Source organism: Flagellimonas sp., assembly GCF_965601775.1.
In the GTDB taxonomy this organism is placed as follows: Bacteria; Bacteroidota; Bacteroidia; order Flavobacteriales; family Flavobacteriaceae; genus Flagellimonas.
In genome coordinates, this window is the sequence record NZ_OZ271837.1 from 2,398,977 (window position 1) to 2,419,956 (window position 20,980).

The 20,980-nt window shown below is 41.8% G+C and carries 10 protein-coding genes and 1 tRNA gene; 5 read left to right on the forward strand and 6 right to left on the reverse strand.

Annotated features, from left to right (window positions below; genetic code table 11):
* Positions 1 to 3 precede the first annotated feature (3 nt).
* Positions 4 to 915, forward strand: a complete 912-nt coding sequence (locus tag ACSLUF_RS11025; RefSeq protein ID WP_435622839.1) for a FecR family protein — start codon at positions 4 to 6, stop codon at positions 913 to 915.
* Entirely contained in the window at positions 905 to 3,418 is a 2,514-nt protein-coding gene (locus tag ACSLUF_RS11030; protein WP_435622840.1) for a TonB-dependent receptor, read from the forward strand. The genes ACSLUF_RS11025 and ACSLUF_RS11030 overlap by 11 nt, the downstream gene beginning before the upstream one ends.
* 205 nt (positions 3,419 to 3,623) lie before the next feature.
* Here the strand turns inward: ACSLUF_RS11030 and ACSLUF_RS11035 are convergent.
* From ACSLUF_RS11035 to ACSLUF_RS11045, 3 genes are all read right to left on the reverse strand, one after another.
* Positions 3,624 to 3,697, reverse strand: a tRNA-Pro gene (locus tag ACSLUF_RS11035).
* A gap of 77 nt (positions 3,698 to 3,774) precedes the next feature.
* Positions 3,775 to 4,071, reverse strand: coding sequence for a hypothetical protein (locus ACSLUF_RS11040; RefSeq protein ID WP_435622841.1), 297 nt, complete (start codon positions 4,069 to 4,071; stop codon positions 3,775 to 3,777).
* A 136-nt stretch (positions 4,072 to 4,207) separates the two neighbouring features.
* Positions 4,208 to 12,520, reverse strand: a complete 8,313-nt coding sequence (locus tag ACSLUF_RS11045) for a T9SS type B sorting domain-containing protein (protein WP_435622842.1) — start codon at positions 12,518 to 12,520, stop codon at positions 4,208 to 4,210.
* Positions 12,521 to 12,666: 146 nt separating this feature from the next.
* Here ACSLUF_RS11045 and ACSLUF_RS11050 point away from each other — a divergent pair, with 146 nt between their 5' ends.
* Complete coding sequence (locus ACSLUF_RS11050) at positions 12,667 to 13,785, forward strand: PQQ-dependent sugar dehydrogenase (RefSeq protein WP_435622843.1); 1,119 nt, start codon at positions 12,667 to 12,669, stop codon at positions 13,783 to 13,785.
* Between the two features lie 2 nt (positions 13,786 to 13,787).
* Here the strand turns inward: ACSLUF_RS11050 and ACSLUF_RS11055 are convergent, their stop codons facing one another.
* The 3 genes from ACSLUF_RS11055 to ACSLUF_RS11065 form a co-directional block, all read right to left on the reverse strand.
* The gene (locus ACSLUF_RS11055; protein ID WP_435622844.1) at positions 13,788 to 14,306 is read right to left on the reverse strand and encodes a hypothetical protein; all 519 of its coding nucleotides are present in this window, start codon (positions 14,304 to 14,306) and stop codon (positions 13,788 to 13,790) included.
* Positions 14,303 to 15,064 (reverse strand): N-acetylmuramic acid 6-phosphate etherase, encoded by a 762-nt coding sequence (gene murQ / locus ACSLUF_RS11060; protein WP_435625833.1) that lies wholly within the window; start codon positions 15,062 to 15,064, stop codon positions 14,303 to 14,305. The genes ACSLUF_RS11055 and murQ overlap by 4 nt, the downstream gene beginning before the upstream one ends.
* A 62-nt stretch (positions 15,065 to 15,126) precedes the next feature.
* A complete protein-coding gene (locus ACSLUF_RS11065; protein WP_435622845.1) occupies positions 15,127 to 15,876 on the reverse strand; it encodes a DeoR/GlpR family DNA-binding transcription regulator in 750 nt (249 codons plus the stop codon).
* A 180-nt stretch (positions 15,877 to 16,056) separates the two neighbouring features.
* Here ACSLUF_RS11065 and nagB point away from each other — a divergent pair, with 180 nt between their 5' ends.
* Complete coding sequence (gene nagB / locus ACSLUF_RS11070) at positions 16,057 to 17,973, forward strand: glucosamine-6-phosphate deaminase (protein ID WP_435622846.1); 1,917 nt, start codon at positions 16,057 to 16,059, stop codon at positions 17,971 to 17,973.
* A gap of 14 nt (positions 17,974 to 17,987) precedes the next feature.
* Entirely contained in the window at positions 17,988 to 20,966 is a 2,979-nt protein-coding gene (locus ACSLUF_RS11075) for a SusC/RagA family TonB-linked outer membrane protein (protein WP_435622847.1), read from the forward strand.
* Positions 20,967 to 20,980: the final 14 nt, after the last annotated feature.

Sequence of the window (20,980 nt, forward strand, 5' to 3'; positions counted from 1 at the left end):
CGTATGGACAAGGATTACTTGGTAGAAAAATGGCTGGCAGGAGAGCTCACGGAGAAGGAAGAAAAGGCTTTTGAGGCCCTTGAGGATGCAGCGTTCTTAAAAGGTATCGCAGCCGATGCCAAGAATTTCCAAGCCTCCCAGTTCTCCCAACCTAAAACCTATGAGGAATTCAAACAAGTCCTCAAACTCCAGAGCACCCCGGTACGAAAGCTCAACTGGCTAAGGCCGCTTATGCAAATTGCTAGCGTTCTAATTATAGGTTTTACTGCATACTATGCCTTTTTTTATGAAAATCTAACCCATGTGGAAACCCAATTTGGGCAGAAAATTACCGTAGAGCTTCCTGATGCATCAGTGGTTTCGGTCAATGCGCTATCTGAAATGGCATACAGCAAACATGGGTGGAACGACGATAGAACCATTCAACTGGAAGGGGAGGCTTTTTTCGATGTAGCCAAAGGGAAACAGTTTACCGTAAGTACTCCCAAAGGTGAGGTTGCCGTTTTAGGCACTGAATTCAATGTGAAGCAAAGAGGTGATTTTTTTGAAGTACGATGTTTTGAAGGAACCGTTCGGGTCACAGTAAAAAATCAAAAGAAAATACTAGAAAAGGGAGATAACGTGCGATGGTTCAATGGGGAGATGGAAGAAGGCAAGAACAGCTATTCCACACCTCAATGGACCAAAAATGTCAGTGATTTCCAGAGGGTTCCCGTATCCCAAGTATTTGATGAGCTGGAAAGACAATACGGTATAAACATCACTTTGGATAATGTTGATAATCAACGTTTATTTACAGGCGGTTTTGTACATGACAACCTGGATAATGCCCTAAAATCGATTGCAGTCCCTTTGGATTTGGACTTTGTTATTTTGGAAAACAAAAAAGTTAGGGTGAAGCCACGTGAAAAATAGATGCTATTCTATACTTTATCTCCTAGCTTTATTGCTCTGCGAGCCGTCACTGGCCCAGGAAACCGCTGAAAAAAGACCACTCATCACCATTTTAGAAGAGCTTCAAGGCCGCTTTGAGGTACGATTCAATTATGCCTCTGATTTGCTTGAGGAAATCACCGTAGCTATCCCTAACAAAGAATCCAGTTTGCCAGAGATTGTCGAACAGCTGAGACAAGATACCGGTTTGGATTTTGTTTTTCTTTCCCAAAATGCCATTTCCATAAAGGCAAGAGCCACTCTTCTCTGCGGTTACGTCCGTGATAAGGACAGCAATGAACCTTTATCCTATACCACTATTCAATCCAATGGTAAAGGTACCGTGACTGATGAAGAAGGCTTTTTTGAGTTGGCTTTGCAAGGCATATCTCAAACCATAGTCATCAGGCATATTGGACATAGGACTATCCGCAGGGAAGCTCATTTGTTCGATACTTCCCAATGCGGTACCATCCATATGGTGGCTGAACAACAAAAACTACCTGAAATCATCCTTTCCCAATACCTAATCCGTGGCATGGACAAATTGGATAATGGTGCTTTTCAACTCGATTTTGACCAATTCTCTATCCTGCCGGGATTGGTCGAAAAGGATGTCCTGCAATCCGTGCAGGCCCTACCTGGAATTCTAAGTATTGACGAAACCGTCTCCAATATCAATATCCGAGGTGGGAGCAATGACCAGAATCTCATACTTTGGGACAATATAAAGATGTATCAGTCTGGCCATTTTTTTGGTTTGATTTCTATGTTCAATCCCCAGATTACACAAAAAGTGGCCCTTCAGAAAAATGGTACCCCTTCCAGCTTTACTGATGGGGTATCGGGTACTATTGCGATGAGCACCGATAAGAACATCAATCCTGCTTTAAAGGGTAGTCTTGGTATCAATCTTATCGATGCCAACGGTTTTGTTGATGCACCTTTGGGTGAAAATGCCTCCGTTCAAGTTGCAGCGAGAAAAGCAATCAGTGATTTTTTTGAGACACCCACTTACTCGGAATATTTTAGTCGTATCGCTCAAGACACCGAAATTGAAGTGAACGATGCTTTGGTAACCAACTCGGATATCGAGTTTGATTTTTATGATGCTTCCTTGCGATTTTTGTATCGCCCAAGCGATAAGGATTTCTTGCGTCTAAACTTTATACATACTGCCAATGAAGTGGTTTTTACCGAAAGTGCGGAAGTCGGAAACAATCAGGTGGAGCGGGAAAGTGGACTTGACCAGACCAGCATAGCAGCTGGCTTCTTTTACCAACGACAATGGAATGACCGTTTTAAGACGGAAATCGATATTTACAATACCGATTACAAGCTTCGGGGGATCAATGCCAATGTCCTACAGGATCAGCGTTTTTTACAGGAAAACCTAGTATCTGAAACGGGTGCTCGATTCGTGGCCCAAAACGAACTCCAAGAAAACTTCATCTTGCGCAGTGGCTATCAGTTCATTGAAACGAAAGTGACCAATCTTGATGATGTAGACAATCCCATTTTTCGCCGGTTGGAAGGGGAGTTATTGAGGACGCATGGGGTTTTCTCTGAGCTGGATTGGTCAAGTTCCAACCGAAATACATACTTGAATGTAGGAGTGCGTTTTAACTATTTGGACAAGTTCAGAAGGCAACTTTGGGAACCCCGATTGAGCTTCAACCATAGGTTTTTGAAGTATTTCAACCTAGAGGTTTTGGGTGAGTTTAAACATCAGAATACCTCACAAATTATTAATTTCCAAAATGATTTTTTAGGCATTGAAAGAAGGCGATGGCAACTTTCCAACGATATGGACATTCCAGTAATCCAAAGCAAACAGGGGTCTTTGGGATTGAGTTATCAAGAATCGGGTTGGCTGATTAATACCGTAGGATTTCTTAAGGAAGTTGATGGAATAACCACCAAGAGCCAAGGCTTTTTGGATAGCTTTGAATTTGTCAGAACCTCAGGAAGATACGATGCCTTTGGTGTCGATTTTCTACTACGAAAACAATTGCAAAAATGGAATCTATGGCTAAGCTATGGGTACTTGAACAGTGGTTATGATTTTGATGAACTTCCCGAAACAGAATTCCGAAGTAATTTTGATATTACCCACTCGATAACCTCAGGAATTACCTTTTCCACATCAAAATTGAATTTGGCCATAGGTGGGAATTGGCGAACAGGAAAGCCGTTTACGCCCCCGTTGTCTAATAACGAAGTTGTTGATGGGGAGATTAATTATGGTATGGCTAACTCAAACGAATTGGACGATTTCATACGTCTGGATTTTTCTGCAATTTATAGCGCCAAAATCGGTAAGAAAACGAGCCTGCGAACCGGTGTTTCAATTTGGAACTTACTCAATCGTGAGAATCCCATAAACACTTTTTTTAGGGTCAATCCGCAAAATGAAGCCCAACAAATTCTTCAGCGTTCATTAGGAATTACTCCTAATGCTAGTTTGAAGCTTTTATTTTTCTGATTTAGATGAGGGAATCCTTTTTGATTTGTATTAGAATCCCAAAACCGTAGTATTGATTAGTTTTCTACCCTCATTTCCGATTTCTTATTCACAACTGGTATTAGCAGAAACTATTCATTGCCGCTTTATTCTTAATTGGATTAAAATCGAAAAGGCTTCCTGAAGAAAGTGAACTTTCTACGGAAGCCTTCAACGCTTTAACTTGTCGGGATGACTGGATTCGAACCAGCGACCACACGCACCCCATGCGTGTACGCTACCAGACTGCGCCACATCCCGAAAATGGATTGCAAAAATATAAATTTTACCGAACTAGAAGGTCTTTTTTGAAGTCAATCCCCTTCTTCAACCCAAGTTTATTTTCCAGACAAAAATTCCCTGATTTCCAAACTTAACGCCTCTCTTGCCTCAGGTGAATCATTCATAGGGTTCATAAGAAAATAGCTTACCGTTTGGTCTTGACAAAATTCTTCCAAATTCTTCCCCCCCCACAAATAATAGCTGGTCAATACGGTGTGATAATCAATTTTGTAGGGCTTGTAGGCATCTCCAAGACCGTTGAGATAAAGATTTAAACGAAAGATGGAATAATCAAGATTTAGCGTATCATCGACTAAAAATGAAGAGATTTGGGTACTTAGGTTCTTATTCATTGGTTTTTTACTGCGCTTTTATCTTTGAATTTTGTTTTATCCAAAGACTAAAGAATTTAGGTCGTTCCTTTGGGTTCCCAGACATAAATCAAAGAACCCTTATTATTTTCTAAATATAGTAAAAAAGACCTTTTGATTACCTAAGTAGTGTGAAATGTCCTACGAACTGCTGATTTTCTGAGTCATTTGCATTTACAACATACCAATAGTCTCCAGTCGGGAGTGGACTACCATCATAAGTTCCATCCCATTTTCTTACTTGATCCAATCGGGCCACTACCCTACCGTAGCGGTCATAGATGATGACATCGATATTGGGGAAGAACTCTCTGTTCTCCGGGTACCAAAAATCATTCATATTGTCGCCATCCGGGGTGAAGAAGGGCGGGAAATCTGGCATGCCTTCAAAATTGAAAGGCAATACAAAGTTAGCCACACAACCATTTTGGTCCACCACCATGATGTTTACGGTGGCATCCGCAATGATATTGAATACATTATTTTCCCCTGTAGACTCCCCTTGGAAGAAGTATTCATACCCTCCAAATCCTCCAGAGGCCGTTGCCGTAATTTCGTTAGGACCGGTTTTCATGGCTTCCAAAACCAAAGGTTCATAGGCATCAATTTCAAATTCCACGAAAGTCACACATCCGTTTTGATGATAGATGTACACTGTATGTTCACCAGGAGTTAAATCTGGGAATATACGTTGGTCCGTAGCCATTTGTATATCTTCTACATCCAAAGAGAACAGCAAATTGGGTAGCAAAGAACTATCCTGTACCGAAATGGTAGTGGTGCTATTTGGGAAGATTCCCTCACAACCGTACTCAACAATTGGTTCTGCCATAATTTCGATACCCAAATCAATATCGGCAATCACGTTGGTTTGACATCCATTGGCATCTCGGACGAAGACCACATAAGTTTCTCCTCCAGCAAGGTTGTCAAAGAACATGGTATCGTTCTGGACAAAATCGGCATCATCTGCTGAGTTAACACTTGTATAATATGGCGCAGTACCTCCGGTAACGGATAAGGTCATTGTACCATCTTCATCTCCCAAGCAGGTTTCTGGTGTCGTAGAAACCACCCCTGCCAATAGTTCCATAGGTTGTGTAATTTCAACTGTCCGGGTTATGGTACAACCTAAATCATCCTGAATGATGATATCGTAACTTCTCGGCGCCAAGTCGGTAAATGTTCTTCTATTAGGATGCACAGGGTCATCTCCTACAAAGAATTCACTCAGGTTATCAGAAATGGAGTAACGGATAGCTCCGGTACCACCACTAGCTTCTATGATGATTTGACCATTACTATCTCCAGCACATAGTACTGGTACCGCTTCCAAGTATTCCAATACTAATGGAGGTTTAGGCTCTATGACGATAGGTGTTGAAATCGCCTCACATCCCCCACTCTGGGCATATACAAAATAGGTGCCTGGAGGTAGATTTCTAAATATTCCTGAGCTTTGAGCGGGTCTTACCGTGTTAACTGCTGTTGGATTTGGCGGGGTATTTGAATTCAACAAGGTATACACGTAACTTCCAATCCCTCCAAATGCTTCGGAACGTATAATTCCTGTAGCTTCTCCAGCACAGTTAATAGTTGCATTGGTCAAGTCCAAGGCAATCACAAGTGGTGCTGCTGGGTCCAAGGATATTTGATTGGAACGTTCGAAAGGACAACCATTGGAATTCTGAACATCATATTGGAAAGGTCCAGGGTCTAGCGTAATGTCAGCAGAGATTTCGATGCTGGTCATACCAACTCCAAAGGGAGTAAAAGGGTCAGCCGTTCCAGACCTTCTATAAAAATAATCTACACCAACTTCAGGATTGGTAACGGTGAGTTCCATTCTACCCAAATCCCCACATCCTGGTGGCTGCAATTCGACCAATTCGGCAACTACAATTTCCGGGTCTTGTACGGTAATTGGAATTGTGGTAAAGCTACAGTTCCATCCATCAAAAATGGTTATGGTATAGTCCCCGGCAGAAAGGTTGGCAAAAGTAGGAGTCGTTTGAAGACCGCTATTAGTCCCATCCGTAATACGATTCAGTTGATAGAGATAGTTGCCTGGTCCTTGCCCACCTGCAATATTGAATGCTTCAATGATTCCATCGTTGTCATTGTTACAACGGAGTTGTTGTACTATTTGAATATCTGCAGTAATTGGGGTCGGTAGAGGAAGGTTAATAGTATTACCGGTCTCACAACCTTCAGCATCTCTAATATTAACGGTATATGTTCCAGTGGATAGACCTGGGAAAACTGGATTCGTGTTTGGATAGTCAACCAAAACAGTGATTCCATCAGGTGCTATCAACTGATACTCATATCCACCCCAACCTCCATCACCGGAAGCGGTAATCTCACCCAAACCAGGAACATTACAGGTTACTTCTCCTGTTTGAACCAAAGGAACGGTTAATGCCCTATCTGGAGACCGTACGGTAGTTACGTTACTGGTCACATCACAAAATGGAGTATCCAGTGCTTCAACTCTAACCACAAGGTTTCCTGCTGGTAGTCCCGCAATAATTTCTGGAGTGTTGATAGGAGCGTTTGTATCGAAGCTTCCCGTTACTCCAGTGGATGTTTCAACTCCAGCGCTATCCCGCGTAAATACTTCATAGTTATATTGACCGCTATAGTTATTTACTTCTAGGCTGATTTCTCCATCATTTCCATTAAAACAGGTAACGGGTCTAACCTCCGCAATTATCGCCTCAATATTATTGTATTCTGGCATGTTAACTGTAGAAGTAAGATAGGTACATCCTCCACTTCCAATATCCGTAACTGCAAAAATGTAGTCCCCAGGAGTGGAAATATCCCAAGTCACCCGATCTGTTCCTCCTGAGTTTCTAGCAGGTTCTGAACCTAGAGGCAGTATTTCAACTTCATAGTTTCCGGGACCTTCATTAATAATAATATCGATAGTACCCGGACTCACTCCTGTACCCGAAGCATCACAAGTAATTGGGTTGACATTAAAACTAAAAGTAATATCCGTGGGTGTATTTATGGTTACGGTGGATGTCTCCTCACAACCATTTTGATCTCTTGCGGTAAGAATAATGGTTTGATTAGTACCGTTGTCAATCACCTCGAACGTATTGCTGGTTTGGAAATTCGTTCCATCAAACTGAAGGGTCCCATCATTCATGCTATAGGTATACGGCCCTGTACCTGTAGCCGTACCGGTACCGTCCCCATTAGTATCCGTAAAAATGGTAATGGTTGCTGTACTAAATTGATTACTGGCAGGATTACAAGTAAAATCGGTATTTATAGCATTTACCTGTAATAAGGTAGGTTCCGTAATCGTAACATCCCCTGACCTGTCCGTACATCCTCTATCCGATACAACCTCAACCTGATAAGTTCCAGGTACTAGGTTGTCGAAAATAGCTGTAGGCTGTGGACCAGCAATTATCGTCGTTGTGGACCCATCGTATAAAATATAACTTAAAGGCGTATCCGTATCACTTCCGGGCTGTAATTCTACAGCAATCGTTCCGTCTCCAGCTCCATTACAGGTCACATCAGTACTCGGGGTGGCCGTAATTATAGGAGTATTAACTGTTGAAACGTTTACAATAGCCTCATCCGTACACAAAGGTGTTGTGTTAGAGCTTAAATCGGTTACTAAAATATTATAATCCCCCGGTAACACATTGATAAAAGTGTTTGAGCTTTGAGCTGGACCAATATTGGCCAAAGTACCTGCATCCCTTAGTTGGAATTCAAAGTTTCCACTTCCTCCGGTAGTATTGACCGTAATAGTTCCGTCACCTGCATTACAAGTAGGCAATGAAGTAGCATCAGCTGTAATGGCAAAGAAATCAAACACTTCGGCATTTACTGTTGTGGTACATCCATTACCATCCCTTATGGTGATGACATAATTGCCTGGGTTAGGAACCACGAAATTTGGACTACTTTGGAATCCACTGCCAATATCATATTGGAATGTCGTTTCCGGTGCGGGACCGGTGGTTAAAGGCGCAGTTACGTTGATTTGATACCCACTCGTAGCCGTACACTGATTAATTACATCAATTGTAGGAGTTGGAATACCAGGGTCCTGATCAACGGTTGCGGTGGTAAAAGCAGTACATCCGTTAGCATCCCTTACATAAAAATCGTAATCTGTAGGATAGGGTGCACCTATTTCAAAAGTGGTATCCGTCGTAAAAGTGGATGGAGCTGGGTCTCCCGTAGGAACGTATGCAAATTCATAAGGACCAGTGCTTCCAAATCCTCTTACCGTTACAAAAGCACCTGCATTACAAGTAGCATTCACATTGCTATCAATCGCGATATTAGGATTGCTTATTCCAATAAAAACCAAGGTACTGGCACTACAACCCGAAATATCATCTGTAACGATAATTTGATAGTTGCCTGGTGCCAACCCGGTAAACGTATCAGCATAAGGAACCGGTTCGTTCGTCAATGAATTTGTAGAAAGGGTTGCTCCGGTATCCGTATTTTCTAAAGTGATAGTAAAATCTCCTGGACTCGGAGTAATACCATCAACCGTATAGTCAATAGTTCCGTTCCCCGATGTTCCACAAGAAATTGTGTTTGCTGTCGCCGTTACAGTTACTGGATTTGTAGCGGCTATTGGGTCAATACGTTCAATGTAAGTACATCCTAGGGCATCTACTACCTCAACAAAATAAGTAACTCCAAAGGTCACAAGACCGGTAACATCAAAAATATCATTACCAGGTCCTGTTCCCGGCTGAAATACTGGGTCACCTACTAATCTGAATTGGTATGGAGCGGTTCCCCCTGTGGCCTGTACCCGATACGTAAATGCTGAGCCAGAACAAACCGGTGGAGGTGTATCTAAAGGAATTAAATCCAATTGATTTTGGTCGATAATAAAATCATCCCGGTCTTCACAACCTTGGGAATCTCGAGTAACCACAGTATAATTCCCTAAATCCAAGTTGGGGAAATTTACAGTAGTACTGGCAGTTCCAGTTGAAGCGGCAATCAGGGTTCCGGAACCATCATATAACTCATAATCGAAAGGTCCGACCCCGTTGTTAATTGTAGTAGAAACAGAACCCAGCACACTTCCCGCAGAACAAACTGCATTGGTCGGTGTTGCCGTAGCATCCAAAGGAGAACTATTACCTATTGTAACGTCATATACGGGGCTTACACACCCTCTACTATCGCGTATTACAAATCCCGTTTGCAATCCAGGTCCGTATCCCGAAAAGATATTTTGAGTACTGAAAGTGACTCCACCATCGTTACTGTATTCGTATGGAGGTACACCTTGAGTTGTATCCGGAATCAACTCCACGATACCACTTGTCAAATCACCACACTGCGTATCTGTTCCGACCACGGAACCAGCAATGGTTTCGGGCGGTGTTATGGTTACCACATTGGTTTCGGTGGTACATCCTTGGCTATCCGTAACTAAAAATTGATACGTTGTGTCTGAAGTTATGGAACCGTCATTGGGAATACTGTAAATAAAGGAATTCCCAGTTATATTATTGCTATCGGATGTATAGGGGGCACCATTAATGCTTACTTCATAAATATCGTAATCACCACCGGAAGTGTATCCATTGCTGATATCCACTTGTATTTGAGCTGGGGGACCAGCACAGTCCAATTCCTGAATTATACTCGCATTGGCCACTACCTGAGGTTCGATTGTTCGAGTTACAGTATCCCGACAATCATTAGCGTCAACAACTTCAATGGTATACGTCCCAGGAGTTAGTCCATTAAACGTGTTGCTAGCCCCTAATGGACCTCCATTGATTCTGTATTGATACGGTGCAGCTCCCAACGATGCGGTAACCACCAAAGTAGCCGCATTAAAGTTGTCATAACATAAATCGGATGAACCTAAATCCAAAGTTAAGGTGGGTGCATCCAATCGGGTTAACGTAAAACTGTCGGTAACGGTACACCCGTTGGCATCTGTCACACTTACTTGATATAGACCATCTTGGGAAAGATTAGAAAATACTGATCCATTTTTTGGTCCTCGAGTAGATCCATCGGGTTGGGTAAGGGTATATCGATTACCTCCCCATCCACCAACAGTATTTATTCGAACGGCACCAATATTCCCATTTTGACAGCTCATAGCGGTAACATCAAGACTTGAAATCGCAAAAGCTGTAGCAGGTTCTTCAATAACCAAAGTAGCTGTATCCGTACAATTGGTTTCTTCGTCAGTTACAGAAATCACATAACTACCTGCAGAAAGTCCAGTCAAAGGAATAATGCTATTCGTTTGGCCAGTGAATACGGTACCACCATCAATACTATAGCTGTAGGTGGTATTAAATCCATCCACTAGGTATCTTCCCTCACCATCTGAATCTCCGACACAGGTAACCACCCTAGTTTGTTGGGCTTGAACTCCTATGGAGCTTATATCTGTAATGGCATAGTTTTCATCATAGGAACATCCTTCAGCATCTGTTACTCGGAAAGTATAGGTCCCTAACCCGAGTCCAATAAAGCTATTGTTCGTTCCATTATTTACGGCACTTGCCGCGGGCGCAATAATTTCATAAGTATACGGTGCAGTACCATCGGTTACGGTAACATCAATTGTTGCTGTTGTAGTGATACAATTGAGACTTGAAACCGCAAAATCCAAATCCGTTGGCTTGTTTAAAGTATTGAAAACGATATCCGGTAGCGGTTGGACACAACCATTGGCATCCCGTACCAAAGGGGTATAAGTTCCCACTCCTAAATTCGGGAATACTGGATTAGTACCAAATCCAGCTCCAATACTATACTCATAGGGGGCTGTTCCACCAGATACCCCAGAAATCGTGATTTGCCCTCCGGTTTCATTTAAACAGCTTGGTGCAGAATCAGGGGTTGCCGTTGCCGAAATGGTTGAAGGTGTGCCAATAGTAGCTACTTGTGGCGTAGTGGTACAAACGAAGGTATCTTGCTGATATCGCAAGACAACATCATATGTACCAGGCGCCAAGTTGGAGAATACATTACTTATCTGATAGTTTGCACCATTATCAATGCTATATTCAATTTCATATCCAAAACCGTTTACGATATTAACGGTAATTCGACCATTGTTTGACCCTCCACAATTAGCATCTTCTTCTGTGAGCGTATAGGTTGGAGGAGGAATATCCTGCACATCTACCAATGCACTTCGTTGACACCCATTAGCGTCTTCAACCAAAATGGAATAGGTCCCTGGCGTAGTAACGGCAAAAGAACTGGTCGACGCATAGGTTGGACCGAAAGGACCTCCATCAACACTAAAACGATAAGGTGCGGTACCACCAGAGGTCGTTACATCAACATCTATGGAAGTTGCACCACAGCCAAAGCTATCAGATGCGGTGGCAGAGACATCCAACGGGCTAATTCCACTCCCTATTTCAATAGGGTCACCATTTACATCCAAGGTAATGGTTTCAGAACAGTTGTTTGTATCGACTCGAATACTGTAAACACCAGTACCAATATTGGCAAAAGTGTAGGAATCTGAAGCATCAGGACCAAATGTATCTACCGTAACACCATTTCTTATCAAACGATAGGTGTAGAATCCTGGAACTCCCGAAACCTGAACATCGATACTACCCAATTCCCCGCTACAAAGAATATCATTGGCGGTTACATCCACATTAATATCCAAGTCTTGAACGGTGACTGAGTTGGAAGGAAACACACAAGCACTGGAAGGGGAATTTCTTAAACGTGCAAAAACCCGGTAATTCCCAGGTGCAGTAATATCAAAAAATGGATCATCTTGATATGGTCCCGCAGCGCTATTCAAACTATACTCGTAACCTGCCGGTACGTTGGTCACTTCCACCCTACCCGGATTGCCGCAAATAATATCCTCATGAATCAATTGGGGATCTAGTGGATTTAAGGTGGATTTGAAATAAAAATACTGTCCTGAATCCACACGAACCCTAAATTCGCCATCAGTTGACAGATTAAATGTAGGTCCCGTCCCAACGGTGTTCCAAGTACAAGACGCATTGATTGTGGGACAATCTTCAACCACTGTGGGGGCACAGGTATTTGGGTCCAACTGCTGCCATTCATAATTGGAACCGGATTGGGAAAGACTTAAGGTTCTGATATCACTGGTTCCACAAAGGAAAAACTTGGATAACGTACTTCCATCATTTGGGCATACCACTTCCTCATCGGCGCCTTGAATGATGGTCATGAACATTGCGCTTGCTGTAGCGCTCTTACTAGTTTTGGTAAAATTCTTTTGTGCTGACAACGAAGAGGACTCCTTCTCTGTCTTGGACTTTGAAGTTACAGAAGTTGCTTTGAAAATAAATTCAGCTACATCTGTTTTCGCCAGTACCGTGGTTCCATATACTGAGGCTGATATGAACAACACGGCATAGATGATATGCCTTGTTTTTCGAGGAAGCATAGGTTAAGTCTTGTTATGGCTAGAATATTCAGATTTGGGACCTCAATATTCTACAATTGTAATTTTCTAAACTTATATTAAATCTTTTTCTTCGGCTGTATTTAACCGTATTTTGTCTAATGTAATCTACTTTTCAACGTAAAACTATGAAAAAAAGTGCGCTCTTACCCTATTTTTTCGTTGTACTGCTCACCTCTTCTTGCGCACAAAACGGGGATAAAGGGGTAAATCTACCCGAAAAAAACCTATTTACTTTAGAATCCATAGTAGATGGAGTCCAAAATCCTTGGGGGATGGCTTTCCTTTCAGATGGAAGCTTATTATTTACAGAAAAACGAGGGAAATTACTTCTTTTCAAATCCGGAGAACTTACAGAAATAGAAGGCTTACCAGATATTTATGTGCGGGGACAAGGTGGCCTAATGGATATTGAATTACATCCGAATTACAATGAAAACGGCTGGCTTTATCTATCATACTCTTCTAAGAAAGGAGGTGGTACTGGAGGCAATACTGCAATTATGAGAGCTAAACTCAATGGAAATCAACTTATTGAAAAACAATTGCTGTATAAAGGTGTGCCCAATACAACAAAAGGACAGCATTTTGGAAGTCGCCTTGAATTTGACAAGGATGGTTTTCTCTATTTTTCCATTGGAGATAGGGGAAATCGAAACGTAAATCCTCAAGATATCACAAGGGATGGTGGTAAAATCTATAGAATTAAGGACAATGGGGATATTCCATCAGACAATCCTTTTATTGACAAAAAAGGTGCGAAAACCGCTATTTTCAGTTATGGACATCGAAATCCCCAAGGTCTCATAAAACATCCGGTTACCGGGGAAATCTGGGAACATGAGCATGGACCTCGCGGGGGGGATGAAATCAATATTGTCCAAAAAGGAAAAAACTACGGTTGGCCCGTAATTACCTATGGTATTAATTATATAGGAACAAAAATTACTGATGAAACTGAGAGACCGGGTATGGAACAACCTATTTACCAGTGGACACCTTCTATTGCGCCTTGCGGGATGACATTCGTTTCTTCTGATAAATATCCTGAGTGGAATGGCAACTTACTGGTGGGTTCGCTCTCCTTCCAATATTTAGAGCGTTTGGTACTAGATGACAATACAGTAGTATATCGGGAAAAGCTTTTGGATGGTATGGGAAGGTTACGAAATGTAAAACAAGGACCGGATGGTTATATTTATGTGGGTATAGAAGGAAAAGGAATTTTCAAATTGGTTCCCAAATAAGTTCAAACCAATGCCTCCAAGGTTTTTGATGCCCTTTTAGATACCGATTTACGTTCATCTTGGGCTAATCGTTTCAAATGTGGAAGAAGCCACCCTTTCAGGTTTTCGTCTTTTTTTGCCCATTTGCCCAAGGTCTCTATAGTTTGATTCAATACAATCCAATCAGAATGGGTTGCCAAGTTTTCTTTGAGTATTTTTTTTGCACTGGCTTTTTGGGATTCAGATAAGTCTTTTTCCAACAGTAAAAAAAGTTGGGCCAATGTCCATTTTGTTGAAGCTTGATCAATTTTGGATATTTCATTTAAAAGCCTGTCAACATAAGGCAAAACAATGGACTTATCGGCTTTACAAATACGTTTCATCCCATTAGAAACCCGTAGTCGAACTACTTCATCTTTACTGAAATAGCAATTAAAGAAATCGTCAAAAAGTTTGGGGTTTTGCAATACTTTCTCAACCACCTCGATGGTATTTCCAAGAGAGTTGGGGTGGCCACCTGAAAGTCGTTCTTCAAAACTCATTGTTGCTTCAGGGCCTCCATGGCTTTTTTAACTGATCCATATTTGATAAGCGCTTTTTCGGCTTCATCATAGCTTAGTGCCAATTCTTCCACCAAATACCTGGTCCCTCTGTCTACCAGTTTGGTATTGCTTAGCTGCATGTTTACCATCTTATTGCCTTTCACTCTCCCAATACGAATCATCAATGCAGTAGATATCATATTGAGTACCATTTTTTGGCTGGTACCACTTTTCATTCTTGTACTGCCAGTTACAAATTCAGGACCGACTACCACCTCAATCGCAATATCACTATCTAAAGCCAAAGGTGAACCCGGATTGTTGGTGATACCCGCAGTAAGTATTCCTTTATCCTTAGCATCATGGATACCTCCCAAAACATAAGGCGTGGTCCCAGATGCTGCTATTCCAACAAGAACGTCGTTGTGATTAATATCATACGCCTCCAAATCCTTCCAGGCTTGTTTGGTATCGTCCTCTGCAAACTCTACAGCCTTTCGTATGGCGCTATCTCCCCCAGCAATAAGGCCAATAACACGGTCATGCGGCATTCCAAAGGTTGGAGGGATTTCTGAAGCATCCAAAATGCCCAGCCTACCACTCGTACCTGCCCCTATATAAAATAAACGTCCTCCTTGTTCAAATCGCTTCGTAGTTTCATCCACTAACCGAGATATGCTGGGAAGAACTTTTTCAACAGCATCAGCTACCTTTTTGTCCTCATTGTTTATGCTGGAAATAATATCCAAAGTATCCATCTGTTCCAGCTCATCGTAATGAGAGGACTCTTCGGTTATCTTCACATGTTTTTCATTCACAATCACAGTAATTGTAAGTTCATAGTTTTAAAGGCATCAAGTTTGATGTCCCAAGGTTCCAATTCAGTAATCAATACATCAACATCTTCGACGCCACAAATTTTGTACCGCTGTAAGGACCCAATTTTTTCCGAAATGCAGGGTGAAACTACTTTTCTGGAACTATGGATCATTGCTTTTTTCATTTGAACAATTTCCCAATCGAATTCGGTCAGGCCTTGAACTGGATGTATAGAATTAGTCCCCAAAAAGCAAATATCCACTTTTATTTCAGATAACATGTTAATTGCACTACCCCCAACTGTAATTTGGGAGTCTTTTGAAAGTCGACCTCCGATAAAAATAACGTCAACGTTCGGCTTAGTTAACAATTGAACGGCAATAGGAAGACTTGGTGTGAAGCAAGTAAGTTTTATTTTGGTAGGTAGTCTACGAGCCAACTCCAAATTTGTAGTTCCCCCGCTGAGCAAAATAACCTGTCCTTCCTTAATTAGGGTTATTGCTTTTTCTGCTATCTGGGATTTCTTCTCAAGCGAATACACTTTTTTCCCAACGGGAGAGTATGTATTAAATCCAAGGGAAACCGCACCTCCATGTACTTTTTTGAGCTGGTCTGAATTGTGAAGTTCCTTGATATCACGTCTTACCGTATCAACTGAAACCTTCAACAAATCTGCTATATCCGTAAGCAATACCCTATTATGGATTCTCACTTCATTAAGAATGAATTGATGTCTTTCTTCCTTTAGCATACGGAGCGCAAAGTTAAATAAATCTTAAAACGAACTTTAATTACAGCAAAATACGGCAATTATGACAGAAAAGTACGTAAAAATCGACAAATATTGCAAATAATCGTATTAATTGCTGTTTTTTGCATACATTTGAAAAGAGGATTTCGATTTTTTGCAAGAACACTATAGCACACTTAAATGGATTATAATCTACTCGAGGACCGAAAATTTGAGAAAATCCACACCATAATTCAGGAAAATTCGAATACTGCCTCCCTTTTTGTGGCCAATGAAATAGCAGGCTTAATTCAACAGAAGCAAAAAGAAGGTAAGAAAGCGGTACTTGGATTAGCTACTGGCTCCACTCCGACCAAAGTCTACGATTATTTGGTTCAGTTTCATCAGGAAGGAAGGTTGAGCTTTAAAAATGTAATCACCTTCAATCTTGATGAATACTATCCTATGGAGCCGAATTCACTACACAGTTATGTTCGGTTTATGAAGGAACATCTTTTCGACCATGTAGATATCGAACCAGAAAACGTTCATATTCCCGATGGAAATATTTCCTCTGATGAAATACGGGACTATTGCCAAGACTATGAGAGAAAAATTGAGAATGTCGGCGGAATTGATATTCAAATTTTAGGGATTGGTCGAACCGGCCATATTGGTTTTAACGAACCGGGGTCTGCACTTAACAGTAAAACGCGGCTAATTCGATTAGACCGAGTAACTATACTAGATGCAGCTAGTGACTTTTTTGGTCAAGAGAACGTTCCTAAGCGTGCCATTACTATGGGGGTTGGTACCATATTGTCTGCCAAAAAAATAATTCTAATGGCATGGGGGGAAGGAAAAGCCGATGTCATTAGTCAATCGGTAGAGGGTCCGATAAAGGAGTCTATTCCTGCCACATTTTTGCAACACCATCCCAATTGTGATTTCGTATTGGACGATGCTTCCTCTTCCAAACTGACACGAGTACAAACGCCATGGTTGGTCACAGAATGCAAATGGGATGATCAATTGATTAAAAGGGCGACTATCTGGCTTTCAGAGCGCCTAGAAAAGGCCATTCTCAAACTCACCAATGAGGATTACAACGAGTACGGTATGGGAAACCTTGTCGCTGAAGTAGGTTCTGCGGAACAAATCAATCTAAAGGTTTTTAATCAGCTCCAGCGTACAATTACAGGTTGGCCAGGTGGTAAACCAAATGCGGATGACAGCCAACGCCCGGAAAGGGGGAACCCTCATCCAAAGACTTCGTTGATATTTAGTCCACACCCTGATGATGATGTTATTTCCATGGGGGGAACCCTATTACGTTTGGTAGATCAAGGCCATGATGTCCACATTGCTTATCAGACCTCAGGTAATATTGCTGTTTTTGACGATGAGGTAATTCGCTTTTTGGATTTTGCCGCCACGGTGCAAAAGGACAATGTGGAAATGGATAAAAAACTAAAAGAGGTTAGGGCTTTTTTGTCTTCCAAAAAACCAGGTCAAGTGGACAGTGCGGAAATTCAAAATTTTAAAGGACTGATACGACGAGGAGAGGCACTAGCTGCTTGTCGTTATTGTGGAGTGGACGAGAAAAATGCACACTTTTTAAACCTCCCTTTTTATGAAACTGGAACGGTTAAGAAGAAACCTCATTCCGAAGAAGACATCAAAATCACTTATGATTTGTTGAATAAACTAAAACCTGAGCAAATATTTGCTGCTGGAGATTTATCCGACCCTCATGGTACCCATAGAGTTTGCCTAGAAATTATATATCAGGCCATTGAATTATTGAAAAAGAATCGGGCGGAATGGATAAACAATTGCTATGTGTGGCTGTATAGAGGCGCTTGGCAAGAATGGGAGGTTGCAGATATGGAAATGACCGTACCCATAGGACCTAAAGATATGGCACGAAAGAAAAATGCCATTTTCAAACATCAATCCCAGAAAGACAGTGCCATGTTCCCTGGAAACGATGAACGCGAGTTTTGGCAAAGAGCCGAACAGCGAAACAAAGAAACCGCTAACCGTTATAACGCCCTAGGAATGGCCGAATATGAAGCCATGGAGGGGTTCGTGCGGTATCATTTTAATTTTAACTAAAAACTAACTTCTGTATGCGAAAACTGTATGATTATTTGAAAAAAACAGGGTTCCTGCTCGCGGTGTGTTGCCTTTTGACCTCATCATCCATTTGGTCACAAAGTCAATACACGTTTAATGGAACCGTAACGGAAAGTGGGACAAACCTGCCTTTGTCAGGAGCTTCCGTTTTCATTGAAGGTACCTCATTCGGAACAATTTCCGATTTTGACGGTAATTATAGTTTTACCGCTACCTTGGAACAAGGTTCGGTAAATCTAAGTATTAGTTCCTTAGGATTTACATCACAAAAAATTGCAATTGACCTAGGTTCAAGTCTGGTCATTACCACAGATGTAGTCCTAGTAGAGGATTTGCTTAGTTTGGATGAAGTGGTAGTAACCGGTAACCCCGTTGGAGTTAACAAAAGAACCTTGGGTAACGCTATTTCTTCTGTAAAATCCGAAGATTTGGTAAACAACGGTGCCATAGCTGTAGATCAGGCTATTTCCGGTAAAATTTCTGGAGCTTTGGTACAACAAAACTCCGGTGACCCTGCGGGTGGTATCAGTATTCGTCTCAGGGGACCAAGCACCGTTTTAGGGAACTCTGACCCACTGTATATTGTTGATGGTATAATTATTAGCAACTCTAGCAACAGTAATGATTTGGTGGATTTGGGAGGAACGTCCCAAAACCGTTTAGTGGATTTAAATCCAAACGACATTGAACGTATCGAAATCATAAAAGGTGCGGCAGCAGCGGCAATTTATGGTTCTCGAGCTAGTAATGGTGTCGTTCAAATTTTTACCAAAAAGGGACGAACGGGAACTCCCAAGTTCAATTTTTCAACCAATGTTCGGGTAAATGAATTGCGGAAGGAAATTGATTACAACACCGTACCTTTGGCCTGGGTAGACCCCTTTGACCGCACCAATCTGGAAACGGTACCCGTGGAGCGTTTTAATTTTCAAGACGAATTTTTTGAGTCAGGTTTTGGGATTGAAAATTTCCTATCCGTAAGTGGAGGGAACGAGAAGACTTCTTACTACATTTCTGGTTCTTTCTTGGACAATGAGGGGATAATCAAAAACACGGATTTCCAACGTGTGGGCTTTAAAACCAACATTACTCAAAAAGCATGGGATTGGTTGGAAATTAATGCTGGCTTGAATTATACACGAAGTGTGAGCAATGACGTCCCAAATGGAGGTATCAATGCAGCTTACGGAGCCATCACAGGTTTTGTGTTTAGCGATAACTCGATAAATCCTAATCCAGATGAGTCGGGTGTATATCCTGTTACCTCTTTATTGGTACCTCGAACCAATCCTTTGGAAGCAGTTGATCGCTTCGACTTTGGTCAAAAAGTAAACCGGGTAATAACAAGTATAGGTTTAAATGCCCAGATTACGGATAAGCTCAGCGCCAATTATCTCTTGGGACTGGATTTCTTTAATCAATCCGCAACAGCTTTTATTCCCATCAACAATACCTCCCCTAACGGTGATGGCTTTGCAAGAAGGGCAGATATCAACAACTTTCAATACAACAGCGATTTAAATTTGGCGTATCAAACGCCAATCACTGAGGATATTGAATCTACAACTACCTTAGGAGGCTCATGGCAGTACGAAGAGTTTGACAGGGTAGCCATAGAAGCAGATGGTTTAGCCCCGGTTGTGGAAGTTGCCAGTGATGGAAGTATACTAGCCCAAGGCGAAACACGATCGCAAATTTCATATTGGGGTTCTTTCTTGCAACAGTCCTTTAGTTTTAAAGATAGATTGTATCTCAATGGTGCCGTTCGTTTGGATGGGGCTTCTACTTTTGGTGAAGATGAACGAAATCAATTATATGCGAAGGCAAGTTTGTCCTATATCATTTCTGAGGAGGATTTTTGGAAAGACACCTTTGGTAATGCCTTTAGCACCTTTAAACTTAGAGGTTCATGGGGTCAGGCAGGTAACCTGACCGCCTTGTCAGCTTTCCAGAGATTTACTACACTCAATCCATCATCTATAAATGGAACACCCAGTTTGATTCCTGGGACGCAGCAGGGAGATCTGGATATCGCGCCTGAACGACAAGAGGAAATCGAATTTGGTTTTGACGCAGGATTGTTGGATAATAGAATCGGTATTGAATTCACATACTACAAACAAGACGTGACGGATTTACTTTTGCCTCGTGAGTTAGCCTCTTCTACAGGTTTTGGGTCTCGAATTGAAAACGTTGGGGATTTAGAAAATGAAGGTATAGAGATTTTACTGCGAGGTGCTCCGATAAAAACCAATGATTTTTCCTGGGATATTACGGCTACCTTCTCTCAAAACGAAAATGTAGTTACCCGGGTTGCCGGTGGGGGACAATTCGCCTTGGCCGGAAGTTTTGCCACCAGTTTTGTGATTGAAGGTGAACCTTTAGGTGTTTTCTTCAGACAATTCTATGCAAGGGAAGCGGACGGAAGTATTTCTTTGGATGCCGATGGTTTTCCCTTTAGAGGAACAACAGACGAAGGTGCGAGCTCAAAGGTAATCGGAGACCCTAACCCGGATTGGTTTGGTTCATTGATCAACGAGTTCGCCTACAAGAACTTTAAACTTCGTATTCAACTGGACGCCGTACAAGGTTTTGATGTCTTTAACTGGAACCGCCGATTATTGGACAATGTAATCTTCGGAGGAGGATTCAATGTGGGTCAGGAGTTATTGGGCAATCGCCTTAAAGGTTTTGGTGGTGCCCAAGCAGGTATTTTTGAGGAATTTGTAGAAGACGGTTCTTTTGTAAAATTGCGGGAACTAGCTTTGAGTTATGATTTTAAACCTCCGTTTGAAGGGGTGGATAACATTCAAATAAGCTTAGTGGGACGAAATTTAATATCATGGGATGACTATTCAGGATGGGACCCAGAGATAAATACAGCAGGACAGAGCAATGGTGTTAGAGGATTCGATTTTGCAGGGGTCCCTATACCAAGAACCTATCAGTTAGGAGTCAATGTAAGTTTCTAATTCAAAAACAAAGA